This window comes from Marinomonas sp. BSi20584 (genome assembly GCF_002792415.1).
In the GTDB taxonomy this organism is placed as follows: Bacteria; Pseudomonadota; Gammaproteobacteria; order Pseudomonadales; family Marinomonadaceae; genus Marinomonas; species Marinomonas polaris.
This window is the reverse complement of sequence record NZ_KZ454877.1, coordinates 158200-173224: the sequence shown is the minus strand read 5'-3', so window position 1 is coordinate 173224 and position 15025 is coordinate 158200. Positions and strand designations below refer to the sequence as shown.

Here is a 15025-nt window from a genome sequence, read left to right as displayed (position 1 = left end):
TCTAAGGTGGGGTGCTGTTATGATTAATTCTATTAAATACTTATCCGTTTTAGCGTTACCTGTGTTGTTGTTTGGTTGTTCTTCTGGGTCTCATGTTGTGACTGGGCAGCAGTTGCCAGAGCTTGAGGTGGAACAAGTGACTGTATTTGAAGAAGTGCCAGCGTTTGATTATAAAGTTATTGGCACTGTGAGGGCTTCTAGTGATAACGGTTTTACGGAAGATTCTAGAAAAGAGAAGGCCACTCAAGAGTTAAAAGAACAGGCGGCTAAAATAGGTGCGAATGGGGTGATTTTAGATGAAGTCACGCAGCTGTCTTTTAGACGTTTAGGAACCGGCGTTGGTATTAGTGCTGGTAGCGGTGGCGGGATAGGAACGTCTATTGGTTCGAGCTTCTCGTTCCCGACAACAGAAGCGAAAGGAACGGCTATTTTTTATGAGACTGACTCGGTGAAATAAGTCTCTTGTTTAAAAGTGTTGTTATAATTTTTTTAAATGCTTGAGATAGTATTTTGTTGTTACTCTCAGTCTATATAAACAGATACACTTGCTCTTAGTGAACAGAGCAAATTGATTGAGAGAAAGTTATGTCAGAGTTTGAAGAAAAGGCAAAAGGTCGTCTTACGACTAGGACGGTTGCTATGCCGGGAGATACTAATCCAGCAGGCGATATTTTTGGTGGTTGGGTTGTATCGCAAATGGACATCGCGGCTGGTATATGTGCGGGTCAGCGTGCTCAATCTCGTGTGGTGACGGTTGCTTTGGATGGCATGAGTTTTATTCGACCAGTAAAAGTCGGTGATATTTTAGGTGTTTATACTAGGGTTGAGTCGGTTGGCCGTACTTCAATGAATATTCTAGTGGAAGCCTGGGTTCGTCGTGGCCGTATTGGTCAGCGCGAAAAAGTAACAGAAGGTATGTTTAAGTTTGTTGCGATTGATGAATCAGGATCGTCGACGCCAATACCTAAAGAAGAAGATTTACCAGATTATGTATTGCATGGTTTTGACGATCATTGATCGTCGTTCCATTGCTCGACTTGCCTGTGCTTATTAAAAATAGATTTTTAGTGAGCATTGGTTTAGTTCGGAATGAGTTACCTTAATTGATTGAAGGTACTTGATTGACTAAATGTAATCCGTTGGCTAAAAGTTGAGAGCAAAAAAAAGCGCTTACCGAAGTAAGCGCTTTTTTATTGTTGGTACCAGTAGGCGGACTCGAACCGCCACACCCGAAGGCAACGGATTTTGAATCCGTCGTGTCTACCAATTCCACCACACTGGCCTTGAAAAAGGTGAAACGCATTCTATATTTTTTTGTATAGGTGTCAATCGTTTAACGAAAAAAAATACATTTAATTTAATTAATCGACTGCATGACCTCTTCAGACCACAACATAGCGTCTAAAAATGCTCTATTTAGAATCGTTCTTTCCGCAGGACTCAAGGAATGAATATTATCCCAGTCCTGCTCTTCACAGCTTAATGTTTGCGTTAGGTAAGATCCAAGTTCCCCTGTCTGGTTCATAATGGCGTCTAAGGCATTTTTATCTAGAGCAATTTGTTCTAATGCGACTGTCTTTTCGACATTGAAAACTGCATCTATGCCAGACATCAGTCCAACCATAAATGCAGAGTCTGCGAGAGGCGATTTTTTGCTCTCGGCAAGTAGTTGACAACAGCGTGCACGAGTCAATAGCACTTTAAGTAGTGCTTTAGGTTGGTTTGTTGATGAAGTGAGGGTGATGAGTAACGCCCATTTCTTTAATTGTACCAATCCCAAAAAGATGACTGCTTCTTTGATAGATACAACGGTTTTATAAACTCCGCATATTGGACTATTTAGTATTCGTAGTAATTGATAAGAAAGTTTAGGGTTTTTGGTCACTAAGTCCGCGATTGCTTCAATACTAATGTCTTTATTCTGCAAAGCATTAACTAGTTCAATGGCGCCATGTATTGCTGAGTCGATTCTTTTGCCCTTGATGAGTTCGGGGCGCTGCAAAAAATAGCCTTGAAATAAATCGAAGCCGAGTTTTTTGCATAGCTCAAACATGGCTAAGTCTTCGACTTTTTCTGCGAGTAAGATCAAGCCTCTAGACTTAAGTTCTGCTATTTGTGCTAGATGTTGTTCTGGTGGTGTCGCCAGAACATCTATTTTCACGATAGATACCCAAGGTAAAAGGGCTTGGTAATCGATATCAAATTGATAATCGTCTAGGGCAAATCGGTAACCAGCGGAACGCCATTTTTTTAATGCAGCAAAAAACTCCGGCGTCAGCTTTTGCTTTTCGAGAATTTCGATATAGACAGTGTCTGGATCAATGGGAAAAAAAGCATCTGACAACATAAGGTCGGTTGTCATATTAATAAAAAAAGGTTTTCTTAATTGGGATTCTAGCTTGGTAATGCCAATGCATAAATTAACTAATACTTGGCTGGTGGCAGTTTCACCATCTGCAATGTTAGCGTTCAAGGAATCTTTTCCACGGAATAAAAGTTCATAACCAAAAATCTCTTTTGTCTTTTTGAGTATTGGTTGCTGAGCCATCATTAGATCATCTAATACCGTTGGAAATTCGATCATTGAGCTTCTCTTATTTAATAAGGCTTTTTTAATATTGATAAAATAAAGGCCTATCAGAACATAAGTATGTTGATCATAACAATGTTCTACGTGTTAGGTTTTGTTGTTTTTACTACTTAAATATTCTGCTAGTGCTTTGCAAAAAGGTTGACAGCATGTAGAAGCGCCCATAAAATTCACGCCTGTTTTTGGGGCTATAGCTCAGCTGGGAGAGCGCTTGCATGGCATGCAAGAGGTCTGCGGTTCGATCCCGCATAGCTCCACCAATTACCGTTAACTCATTAGTAATTGGAAAACAACATTCCTAGGATATTCTGTCCACTTACGCTAAGCGTTTTGTGGGGCTATAGCTCAGCTGGGAGAGCGCTTGCATGGCATGCAAGAGGTCAGCGGTTCGATCCCGCTTAGCTCCACCAATTTAATCACTCAACTTCTGTTTCATTTAAAGCATTCAGTCCTTCTTTTTTGTCGCTTCCAAGGTTAGGCTTATTCACAGCTTAAACTATTGGTTGAGGTTTATTTCACTTTGTCTTTTAACTTTATTGATTCTTTTTCTGAAGCCTAGGATTCGTGCATGTTTCAACTTTACACAAGTAACCGTCTAGAGGATTTGGCCGTGTTGCTTGCGAAGATTTTGGCTATTTCACCGCCAGAAAATCCGTTTGATGATGAATCTATCTTGGTGCAGAACCCCGGTATGGCGCAATGGCTGAAGATGTTTCTGGCCGAGTCTCATTCTATTGCCGCGGGTTTGGTGTTTCCTTTGCCTTCTACCTTTGTTTGGCAAACTTTTGCGCAAAGCCTAGACGATATTCCGGCGCAAAGTGAATTTAACAAGCCTTTCTTAGTATGGCGCTTAATGCGTTTGCTGAACTCTCGTCTTGGTGACCCAGAATTTCAGGCGTTGAGTTGGTATCTTGAAGAAGACGATACCCAAATCCGCCGCTTCCAGTTATGTAGTAGCATTGCCGATATTTATGACCAATATCTGGTGTATCGCCCTGATTGGATCAAATCTTGGGAAGGTGGCGAAGCACAAGACCCCAAGTTGAAAGCTATCTTTGAGCAGCAACCTTGGCAAGCCATTTTGTGGCGAGATCTGGTCGCTGATGTCAGCCAGCAGGGCACGTCGCTTTATCATCGCAGCAATCTTATTGAAGCCTTGCATGACAAGACTCAATCCTCTATGCGACCTATTGGTGTGCCTGAACGAATCTTTATTTTTGGCGTGTCTTCCTTGCCGCCAAATACTCTCGAATCTCTTCGTGTATTGGCCGCTTCTGGCTGGATTGATGTGCACTTGTTTTTACAGAATCCTTGTCGTTTTTATTGGGGTGATGTGGTTGATAAACATTACTTAGGTCGTGAGATAAAACGCCAAACCCTAAAGCCTGGATTGAGTACCGATACCTTGCATCTTGATGCTAATCCTCTGTTGGCAAGCTGGGGGCGCTTAGGTCGAGATTATATTGCTCAGCTGCAAGAGATGGCTGACAACGAGTTAGAAGTCTTTGAAGACTATCTGAGTGAGCATTCAAGTGGCTTGTTGCAATGGATTCAGCAAGATGTACTGACTTTAGAAAATCACGGCTCTAAACAAGAAAGAGACGCCAGCATCGCCAATGCCGATTATCGACATCCCATTGCTGTTGATGATCAAAGTATTCGTGTACACCTCTGTCATAGTCCATTGCGGGAAGTGGAAGTGTTACACGACCAACTTTTGCAAATGTTCGAGAGCGATCCGAGCTTGACGCCAAAAGACGTTATCGTCATGTTGCCCGACGTAAACACCTACAGCCCGTTTGTTAAAGCCGTCTTCGGTAATATTAAAGGTGGCGCACAGGGCAGAAAACACATTCCATTTGCTTTGATTGACCAATCTGGTGGCATGGAAAACCCAATTGTTGATGCCTATTTGTATTTGCTTGGTTTGGGTGAAAGCCGTTTTACCTTGTCAGAATTGATCAGCGTATTAGAAGTTCCCGCCGTGTTGGCGCGTTTTGAGTTAACCGCCGATGAATTAGAACGTATTCGCCAGTGGTCAACAGAAGTGGGTATTCGCTGGGGGTTGGATGGCAAAACCGCTCAACAGCACGATTTACCGATGCAAGAGTCTCATACTTGGCTGAATGGCGTGCGCCGCATGTTATTGGGTTACGCCATGGGACATGACCATATTTGGGAAGGCACGTTAAGTTACGGCGATGTGGAAGGTTTAGAAGCGTCTGTGGCCGGTAAACTCGCTGAGTTTTTGGTCGCCATTAATGATACTCAAGCGAAATTGATGGAATCTCTCGCCCCGAAAGAATGGATTTCAACCTTGTATTATTTGGCGGAACGATTTTTTTTGGTCGACGAAGACGATGCGTTTCCTGCCTTGTTGAGTAAGCAGCTAGACGCGTTAACGCTGCAATGGCAGCAAGCGCATTTTGATGCACCATTGGATCAGCAAGTGTTACGTCAGTTGCTGTCGCCGTTATTGCAAGAATCCCAAGGCGGTCAACGATTCCTTGCAGGACGAGTGAACTTTTGTACCTTGATGCCAATGCGCTCGGTGCCTTTTAAAGTTATTTGTGTGTTGGGTTTAAACGAGGGCGATTATCCACGTAGCGTTGCACCGATGGGTTTTGACCTGATGGTCGGACAATATCGCAGCGGCGACCGAAGCCGACGTGAAGACGATAAATATTTGTTCCTTGAAGCCTTAATGTCAGCCCGAGATTGTTTCTATATCAGTTATGTTGGTCGCAGCATTCAAGACAACAGCGAAAAGAATCCGTCGATATTAGTAAGCGAGTTGTTGGAATATATCGGCCAGAGTTGCGTGTTTGAAGGCGATCAAGCATTAGCGCCAGACGAAGCGCTGAAAGCCTTGTTAGAGCGACTGATTCTCGAGCATCCGTTGCAGCCTTTTAACGCGGCCTATTACTTTCAACCGCAAGGCTCGTCGCACGAACAGGCAGCTCGGTTCGATAAACGCTTATACAGTTATGACGAGCAATGGCTGCCAGCCTTGCTTAGTGTACCCGTTGAAGATGAGTTCCAAGATTTTTCTCCACTCGATGGCTTAGAGCAACCAAGATTAGACCTTGCTCTTGACGAGCTGTCGCGCTTTATTGGGCATCCGACGCGTTACTTTACTCAGCGTCGATTAAAAGCCTATTTGAGCCTGCAAGAAGAGGAAGAAAAAGAAGACGAGCCGTTCGCTTTGGATGGTTTAACGGGCTATCAATTACGCGAAGGCTTGCTGCAAGCCATGCTAAAAGGCGATGAAGATCAATTCGTCGAGCGTTTGTCTTTGATGGGCGCATTGCCTTATGGCGCGTTAGGGCGTTTGTCTTTGCAGCAGAGCCGTGGACAATGCCGTCAGTTGTTGTCTGTATTGCAAGGTTATGCGTTGGAAGAGTGTGAACCGATTGAAGTCAATTTGGCGCTTGGCAGTATTGTACTGCAAGCGTGGTTGGATTTACCGACGGCGACCACGCGTTTGTCTTATCGCATCGGTGATTTATCCGCTCATCAAAAAATGCAGGCGTGGATCGAGCATTTGGCCTTATGCGCCCAAGGAACGCCAAAACAGCATCATCTTATTAATCTGACCAAAACCGGCAAGTTGCTTCAGCACAGTTTTATTATCATTCCGCCAAACGATGCCCAAGAACATTTGAATAATATGCTGGCTTTGTTGCAGCAAGGCTTATGTCAGCCGATTGCTTTGCCAGCCAAAAGCGCCGATGCATGGTGCAAAAGCTATTGTTCGAGTAAAACGCAAGAAGACGCGGATATCGCTTGGGAGCAGGCGTTGAAACTGTATCAAGACAACAGCAGCGCCTTTACTCGCAGTGAAGTGGACGATGCTTATTGGCAGCGTTATTTCCCTGATTTAAATCGCCAAAAAGCGCAGTTTGTCGCCTTGTGTGAGCAAATTTGGTTGCCCATGCATCGTCATTTGGAGGTGATGGAATGAGTCTTTCTAACGACCTAGCTTTTGCTAATGAGTCTTCAGCCAATGCAGAAACCTTAAATATGATACCTGAGCCGCTCGATGCCTTAACCTTTCCATTATTTGGCAAACGCTTAATTGAAGCCAGCGCGGGCACAGGGAAAACCTACACGATAGCCAACTTGTATTTGCGCTTGCTGGTGCCGACTGGGCAGTCTTTATCTGGAAATAACGGAGATTTAGATAAACCGCTGACAGTGGATCAAATCTTGGTGGTGACCTTTACCGAAGTCGCTACCGCCGAGCTAAAAGCGCGGATTCGTGGACGCATACGGACAGCGCGAAAAGCCTTGTTGCAAGGCGAAAGTAGTGATGTGTTTCTGGCTGATTGGCTAGCGCAAATGTCAGACGAACAACGCGCTGGCGCCATTGAAAAGCTACTGTATGCCGAAAAGCAAATGGACGAAGCTGCAGTATTTACCATTCATGGTTTTTGTCAGCGCATGTTGAGCCAGAACGCCTTTGAAAGTCGCATGCTATTTCAACAAACCATTGAGACCGACGAGCTCGCGCCATTGTCTATGGCGGTGAAAGACGTTTGGCGCAGTGTGTTTTATCCGATGGACGACACCAAGGCCGCTTTGATTCAACCTATTTGGTCGAACCCAGATGCTTTGCTGAAAGACTTATATTTATTGAATAACCAGCCTGACGCCAAAATTGCTGTACCTGATTACGATTGGGAAAGCGCGTTAAGTCAGGCTCAACAAACCATGACAACGGTTCGTGCTATGTGGCTTGATCAATCGCAAGACATCATTGACGCCCTTGAGCGCAGCGGTATTAAACGTACCTTTTGGCGTAAAGATCCGTCGAAAGACATTCAAGCCATCACGCAATGGGCGAACTCGACGCGTTTTGAACTAGACAAAAGTCTCGAGAAATTTGATACCAATGAGCACGCCAGCCGATTGAGCAAAGGTGGCGACCTGCCGGCTCACGAATTCTTTGGCTTGGTGCAAGCGCTGCGTGAAAGCTTTCCTGATGCAGGGCGATTAAAAGCCGTATTGCTAACTCAGCTTTGGCAGCAAACGCAAGAACGCATGAAACGCTGGAAGCGCAGTACGCAATCGCTGACCTTTACCGATTTGCTAACCTCTCTCGATGTGGCGTTAACGAAAGACGAAGCGGGCAAATTAGCCGAACGTATTCGTCACCTTTATCCCATTGCTCTGATCGACGAATTCCAAGACACAGATGCGGTGCAATATCGAATTTTCTCCACCATTTATGCGCCAGCGCAAGTGGATCAAAATACGCTTGGTTTGATCATGATTGGTGATCCAAAACAGGCAATTTATGCCTTTCGTGGCGCGGACATTTACACCTATTTGGCAGCAAAGAAACGTGTCGACAGTGTGTATTCTTTGGCAACCAATTATCGTTCTTCTGCGGCAATGATCCAGTCGGTGAATGGACTTTTTACTACGCAAGCTGAACCCTTTCGCGTCACCGGGATTCCCTTTGTTGAAGTGCAAGATCGGGGCGTTGTAGGTGGTTTTTCTCGACAAGGTCAAACGCAAGCCGCGTTGCAATTTTTGTATCAACGCAGTGACGAGCCAGTTTCTGTCAAAGAATATCGTCAAACTATGGCGGAGTCGTGCGCAGCGCATCTTCATGAGTTGTTGTTGGAAGGACAGCAAGGCGAAGCTCTCATTGATGGCAAAGGCGTGCGACCAAAAGATGTTGCCTTATTGGTAACCAACTTTAGCCAGGCCAATGCCTTGAAAGATGCATTGCGCCAGCGTGGCATCGCCAGTGTGTATTTGAGCGATAAAGGTTCCGTGTTCGAAACCGTCGAAGCGCGAGAATTATTGATCGTGCTGACGGCGATTTTATCCAATGGGCAAGAAAGCAAACTGCGTTCGGCGTTGGCAACCAGCCTGGTTGATTGGTCATTGGAAGACTTGGACACGTTAAATCACGACGACGTGGTGTATGAGAAATGGGGACAAGCGTTCCGAGATTATTTAGAGCTCTGGGACAAGCAAGGCTTGTTGCCTATGTTGCGCGAGTTTATGCAGGACGTTGCCTTGGCGGCGAATATGCTCAGTCATACTGGTGGCGAACGTCGCTTAACTGATTTTTTGCATTTGACCGAAAAGCTCCAGCAGAAGTCTCTTGAGTTGGACTCTAAAGAAGGTGTTTTACGTTATCTCAGATTGGCGATTCAAAATCCAAACGGCAACAGTGACGAGCAAAAGATTCGCCTTGAAACCGACGCGGAACTGGTTCGAATCGTCACCATTCATAAAAGTAAGGGCTTGGAATATCCAATAGTCTATTTGCCTTTCGCGCTTACGCCGTATCGCGATCAGGACAGTTCCGCTTTGTATCACGATGCTCAGCAGCAATTGTGGATCGCTATTGATCCTGATGAAGCGCAAACCGAGTTGCACAAAGAGGAACTGTACGCGGCGGAAATTCGTTTGGCTTATGTGGCGTTAACTCGTTCCAAAGAGGCGTGTTTTATTGGTTCAATGGAAGTGGGCAAAAAGTCTAATAAGACGCGTGGCGCCGTATCGGATGTTCATCTTAGTGGTGTTGGTGCTTTGATTGGTGAAGGCGAGTCGCTTGAGGCTGGCGATTTGTATCCAAGTATTAAACGCCTTTGTGAGCGTTATCAAGATGGTCAAATGCAGTTATTGGATTTGCCTGAAGAACCACAGCGTTTACCACGATTCAAAATGGCGGCTTTTAATAAGGTGCAGGACGAATTGATCGAACCTCATGCACGAGACTTTACCGGACGTGTGGAACGAGATTGGTGGGTCGGCAGTTATTCCTCGCTGGTGGTGGAAGATAAAGAGTATCACGATGAAAGTGTACCCGGTTTGGATGAAATGACGCGTTTCGTCGATCCTTTGCTGGACAATATGGAAGTGCCTGAGTCGCCATTGGAGCTACAGCAAAAGGAACCGGAAAAGAATCGTTTTACCTTTCCCAAAGGCGCAAAGCCTGGAACGTTCTTGCATGACACGCTGGAAGGTAAAGCATTGCATGATGTGTCAGCTAATCCGAGCTTTAAAGACTTATTAAAAACCAGTCACCATAAGCTGATGGCTGATTTTTACGAACGTCAGGGTTTTGATGAATGGCAAGATGTATTGAGCGAATGGCTGCCCGATATCGTTAATACCGAGTTAATTGCGGGAATGAGTCTGGGGAGTTTGGCGCCATCGGCCTGTCGCAAAGAAATGGAGTTTTTTATTCCTGTGACTGGCATGAACGCCTTGCAGCTGGATCGGATTTCTCGTGAGTACGATGACGTGTCGCGAGTCGCACCGATGATTCAGGATCGCCCCTTAAAAGGCATGTTAAAAGGTTTTATCGATTTACTGTTCGAATATCAAGGTCGTTATTACGTGTTGGATTATAAGTCTAATTATTTGGGTGACGACTTTGCCGATTACGAGCCAGACAAGCTGGTTCATGCCATCGCCGAGCACAGATACGACTTGCAATATCAACTTTATACCTTGGCTCTGCATCGCTTATTGAAGCAGCGTTTGCCAAATTATGATTACGACAAACATGTTGGCGGCGTGGTGTATTTATTCCTCCGCGGTATGCAGCCAGAACAGCAAACGGGTATTTTCCAAAGTCGTTTAACACTTGAGCATGTTAATGCACTGGATGCCTTGTTTAGCGGCGACAACTTAGATAAAGCGCAGAATGACTCATCAAATGAAGGAGCCGTGCAATATGGACTTTTCTAACCAGCTAGGTTTGCTTGACTCTCTTAATGAAAAAACGCTTGAGGAAAATTCTCAGGTAGTAACATCATTCAGTTTGTTGGATTGGCAGGCCAAAGGCATATTGCGAGCGATTGATTGTCAGTGGATTGAACAATTGGCTCAACACGCCAACGAAGGCAATCCAGACCAAGGTAATAATGCTGTTCATATCGCCGGTGCTTTGTGCAGCGCTTATCTTGGTGCAGGTCATATTTGTATTGATCTGGCGGCCATTTGGCAAATGCCGCCAGAAGGCATTGACCTAGACGAGTTACGAACGGCGTTAGGAAGTAGCGGCGTGAATAGTGTTGCTGCTTGGTGTGAAGCATTGCAGGCGAGTCGTTTGGTTTCGTTAGCAGAGAGTGTCACTGAACGTCCGATGGTATTGGCAGGCACGCGTTTGTATTTGTATCGTTATTTCCAATATGAGCAACAGGTACTTAACTATCTCAAAGGGCAATTTTCTGTTGCGCCTTTTACTGTGAATGCGGGTTTATTAGCGCAACTTTTTCCTAACAAAGCGGACGTTGTAGATTGGCAAAAAGTGGCGGTTGCCAATGCGGCTAGTTTGCCTTTCTCTGTTATTAGCGGTGGCCCCGGAACTGGAAAGACAACAACTGTGACACGCTTGTTGGCGTTGCTGGTGGCTCAGTCGCTTGCTGAAGGTAAGTTGTTGCGTATTGAGTTGGCTGCACCAACAGGTAAGGCTGCAGCACGTTTGACAGAGTCTATTTCAAAAGCCAAAGCAGATTTGCCATTAAGTGATGAGGTTAAACTTGCTATTCCAGAACAAGCCAGTACCTTGCATCGTTTATTAGGCAGCGAATTTGGACGCAGCCGTTTTAAGCACAATAAAGAAAACCCTCTGCATTTGGATGTGTTGCTGGTGGACGAAGTGTCCATGGTGGATTTGCCAATGATGGCGAAATTGATCGATGCGATGCCAACCCATGCGCGATTGATCTTACTTGGAGACAAAGACCAGCTTGCCTCGGTAGAAGCGGGCAGTGTGTTAGGAGATTTTTCCTATGGCATCGAAGAGGTTTACTTCCAACCAGAATGGGCTGAACGCCTTGGTAATCTTACTGGGGAAAATCTTGCTCCGTTTGGTAATCCATCGGCTCCGCCAATTAGCCGAGCGCTTACTTTGTTACGCACCAGTTATCGCTTTGACGCTAATAGTGGCATCGGACACTTGGCAAAAGCCATGAACGCAGGCGACAGTCAGGCTGTTTTGCGTTGTCTGCAGTCTAATTACGCTGATGTTGAGTGGCGAGCACCAGAAGAAGGGCAAACCAAAGCCGATATCGCGACATTGGCTAAAGGTTATGACGATTATTGGGAAGCGGTGCGTCAGAATCTAGATATTGCCAAGTTGTACGAAGTGTTTTCACGTTATCAAATTTTGACAGCGGTTCGCCAAGGTGAGTTTGGTGTCGAGAAGGTGAATGCCCAGCTGGAACAGTATTTTTATCAGCGAGGACGAGTAAAAGACCCCCATGTTTGGTATCCCGGAAAAGCCGTAATGCTAACCCGAAATGATGCAGCATTGGGCTTGTTTAACGGTGATATTGGCCTTTGTATGCCAGATGAGTTTCAGCGTCTTCGCGTGTGGTTTATGCAGCCGGATGGCTCCTTTACCGGCTTGTTACCGAGTCGTTTGAGTGAGTTTGAAGTGGTCTTTGCGATGACGGTACATAAATCCCAAGGCTCTGAATTCGATCAGGTTGCCTTGTTATTGCCTATGACACCTTCCCCAGTGTTAACTAAAGAATTGCTTTATACGGGCATCACTCGTGCAAAGAAGGTGTTTGCTTTGTGGGGATCAGACGGATTGATTCGGGCAGCGACCACTACTCGTATTCAGCGTTATTCTGGACTTATTGGCGAGCTTTGGCATTGATATTGAGGTATTCGACTCCATTATTCTTAAAACCTTTAAAAAGCGAATAAAAGCTCAAGCTAAATAATCTTGTTACGCGATTCTTGATGTGATTTTTTTATGTTAGGGTAAGCGGCATTTCAACACTGTAAAAATTTAAAATTTCGACATTATGTAAAGTAGGAAAGAGTAGCAACAATGGCAAAAGAAATTGTTTTAACCGGTGTTACCACCACAGGCACTCCACACCTAGGCAACTATGTGGGTGCAATTCGTCCTGCGATCGAAGCGAGCCGTCAAGAAAACACGGAATCTTACTTCTTCCTTGCAGACTATCATGCGTTGATCAAATGTCAGGATCCAGAGCGCGTGAAACAGTCTCGTTTAGAAATCGCGGCGACCTGGCTAGCGTGTGGCTTAGATACTGATAAAGCAACTTTTTACCGTCAGTCTGATATTCCTGAAATTGCCGAATTGAATTGGCTACTGACTTGTGTGACCGCTAAAGGTTTGATGAACCGCGCGCATGCTTATAAAGGCGCTGTCGATGAAAATCTTGCGAACGGCCAAGACCCAGATTTTGGTATTACCATGGGCTTGTTCTGCTATCCAGTGTTGATGGCTGCAGATATTTTGGCGTTTAACGCGCATAAAGTGCCTGTTGGTCGTGACCAAATACAGCATATAGAAATGGCGCGAGACATTGCAGGTCGTTTTAATCATTTATTTGGTGAGCATTTTGTATTACCTGAAGCCGTTGTTGGCGAAGAGGGTTCAATACTTAAAGGCCTAGACGGTCGTAAGATGAGTAAGAGCTACAATAATACGATTCCATTATTTGATACTGAGAAAAAGCTACAAAAAGGTATCAATAAAATTAAAACAAATTTGTTAGAGCCAGGTGAAGCTAAAGACCCTGAAGACTCTACCGTGTTTGATATTTATAAAGCGTTCGCAACACCTGAGCAAACAGCACAAATGCGTCAGAATTATGCAGAAGGTATTGCATGGGGCGAAGCGAAGAAGGAACTTTTTACTTTGGTTAATGGTCAACTATCTGAGCCGCGTGAAAAGTACCTTGAGTTAATTGCCAATCCTGCTCATGTAGAAGAAGTGTTACAAGCAGGGGCAGAGAAAGCGCGAGCTCGTGCACGTGGAATGATTTCAGACTTACGCAATGCCGTTGGTTTGGTCAACTTTAAATAAAGGAGAGTTTTGTGAAAACAACAGTATTTGCCATGTTAATGGCGTTTGTTTTGGCAATCGGCGCTGGCGGTTATAGTGCGGATGTTCAGGCTAAAAAGTTTGGTGGTGGTAAAAGTTTTGGTAAAAGCTTTTCTGTTTCTAAACCTAAAAGCACTGCAGCTAATACAAGCAGTACGACGAACGCTGCAGCTGGCGCTAAAAAACCTGGATTTTTGGGTGGTTTAGGCGGCGGTTTGTTAGGTGGTTTGTTAGCTGGTGGTATTTTTGCTGCCTTGCTAGGAAGTGGTGCTTTTGATGGCATTTCTTTCGGTGATATTTTGCTATTTGCTGTGATCGGTTTCTTGATCTACAAGTTCTTTATCGCACCAAAACGCCGTGCTGCTCAGGCTCAAGCCAGTGGTGCAGGTACGAATGGTATGTTCCGCGAAGTGCCAAACTCAACTCGCGATAATGTTCAGCCTTCTCCAATGTCTGGAATAAGTGGCTTTGGTGCACAACCAGAGATTAAGCTTCCACCAGGATTTAATGAGCAGGCGTTTGTTGCCGAAGCAAAAAATCATTACATCACGCTGCAAAAAGCGTGGGATGACAATAATTTTGATGAAATTCTTGATTATGTTAGCCCTGAGCTTTACAACCTTTTGGTTGCAGAACGTGCGACTCATGGTGATAACAAACCGCGTACCGAAGTTATCTCTTTGATGGCTGAGCTTGTTCGTGGTGAATATATTGGTTCAATAGCTTCTATCTCTTTGCAGTTTTCAGGCTGGATCAAAGAAGGTGATCAGACTTCCGATACAAATGAAATTTGGCATTTGGAAAAGAATATGTCTGATGCAAATGGAAATTGGACAATAGTTGGGATACAACAAGACAACTAATTGTTACTTAACTTTGCTCGTAGACTCATCATGATTTGTTTAAACTAGACAAAGCTTGTGATGAGTTCTACATTACTCTTATTAAACTGAATATGGATGTGAGCCATGTCTGAATTAGCGCCTATTAAAGAAAATGGGAAAGCCTTATCTGAATCGAAAAAAGGCGAGTTGTTACAGTATCTAACTTTTAAGCTGATTGACGAGACCTATGGTATTAACGTCATGCAGATTAAAGAAGTGCTACGGTATAGTGAAATCGCCCCAGTTCCAGGTGCGCCTTCTTATGTATTAGGCATTGTTAATTTACGTGGTAATGTCGTGACGGTAGTGGATACTCGAGTACGTTTTAGTTTGCCAGAGTGCACTATTACTGATGATACTCGGATCATTATTATCGAACACGATGGCGAGCAAGTTGGTTTGCTTGTTGATGCAGTCCAAGAAGTATTCTATTTATACCAGGGTGAGATTGAGCAAAGTCCTAGCGTTGGTAATGATGAAGCATTGAAGTTCATTCAAGGTGTTTATCAGAAAGAAGAAGAGTTGGTTATTTTACTTGAGCTTAACCGTATGTTTGAACGCAATGATGCACTTGGCATCGAAGCGATGAATTAAACCAACAGATTCTTTTTGAGCTGCTCTTTTATTGAGTGAATATAGAAAAAACCATGCCGCCGAGCATGGTTTTTTTATGCCTAAAATTATATTTTATAGGCAGTGGTCTTGAAG

General features: G+C 44.6%; 9 protein-coding genes and 3 tRNA genes. 10 read left to right on the top strand and 2 right to left on the bottom strand.

Annotated features, from left to right (window positions below; genetic code table 11):
- Positions 1-19: 19 nt before the first annotated feature.
- Both TY87_RS10510 and TY87_RS10505 read left to right on the top strand, forming a co-directional pair.
- A complete protein-coding gene (locus tag TY87_RS10510; protein WP_100187044.1) occupies positions 20-457 on the top strand; it encodes a DUF4156 domain-containing protein in 438 nt (145 codons plus the stop codon).
- Positions 458-585: 128 nt separating this feature from the next.
- Complete coding sequence (locus tag TY87_RS10505) at positions 586-1017, top strand: acyl-CoA thioesterase (RefSeq protein WP_072841191.1); 432 nt, start codon at positions 586-588, stop codon at positions 1015-1017.
- Between the two features lie 180 nt (positions 1018-1197).
- Here the strand turns inward: TY87_RS10505 and TY87_RS10500 are convergent.
- Both TY87_RS10500 and TY87_RS10495 read right to left on the bottom strand, forming a co-directional pair.
- Positions 1198-1282: transfer RNA gene (locus TY87_RS10500), tRNA-Leu, on the bottom strand.
- 75 nt (positions 1283-1357) lie between these two features.
- Positions 1358-2584 (bottom strand): EAL and HDOD domain-containing protein, encoded by a 1227-nt coding sequence (locus TY87_RS10495; protein WP_072841192.1) that lies wholly within the window; start codon positions 2582-2584, stop codon positions 1358-1360.
- A gap of 190 nt (positions 2585-2774) precedes the next feature.
- On the opposite strand from TY87_RS10495, the gene TY87_RS10490 reads away from it, so the two are divergent.
- The 8 genes from TY87_RS10490 to TY87_RS10455 all read left to right on the top strand — a co-directional run bounded on the left by TY87_RS10490 (position 2775) and on the right by TY87_RS10455 (position 14911).
- Positions 2775-2850, top strand: a tRNA-Ala gene (locus tag TY87_RS10490).
- A gap of 74 nt (positions 2851-2924) precedes the next feature.
- Positions 2925-3000 (top strand) — tRNA-Ala (locus tag TY87_RS10485).
- 158 nt (positions 3001-3158) lie between these two features.
- Entirely contained in the window at positions 3159-6554 is a 3396-nt protein-coding gene (gene recC / locus TY87_RS10480) for an exodeoxyribonuclease V subunit gamma (protein ID WP_100187043.1), read from the top strand.
- Entirely contained in the window at positions 6551-10309 is a 3759-nt protein-coding gene (recB, locus tag TY87_RS10475; protein WP_100187042.1) for an exodeoxyribonuclease V subunit beta, read from the top strand. Before recC ends, recB begins: the two co-directional genes overlap by 4 nt.
- Positions 10296-12230 (top strand): exodeoxyribonuclease V subunit alpha, encoded by a 1935-nt coding sequence (gene recD, locus TY87_RS10470; RefSeq protein WP_100187041.1) that lies wholly within the window; start codon positions 10296-10298, stop codon positions 12228-12230. The genes recB and recD overlap by 14 nt, the downstream gene beginning before the upstream one ends.
- A 177-nt stretch (positions 12231-12407) precedes the next feature.
- On the top strand, positions 12408-13415 hold the full coding sequence (locus TY87_RS10465; RefSeq protein WP_072841197.1) for a tryptophan--tRNA ligase: 1008 nt from the start codon (positions 12408-12410) through the stop codon (positions 13413-13415).
- 11 nt (positions 13416-13426) lie between these two features.
- Positions 13427-14296 (top strand): Tim44 domain-containing protein, encoded by an 870-nt coding sequence (locus TY87_RS10460; RefSeq protein WP_072841198.1) that lies wholly within the window; start codon positions 13427-13429, stop codon positions 14294-14296.
- Positions 14297-14401: 105 nt separating this feature from the next.
- On the top strand, positions 14402-14911 hold the full coding sequence (locus TY87_RS10455; RefSeq protein ID WP_012070905.1) for a chemotaxis protein CheW: 510 nt from the start codon (positions 14402-14404) through the stop codon (positions 14909-14911).
- Positions 14912-15025 lie beyond the last annotated feature (114 nt).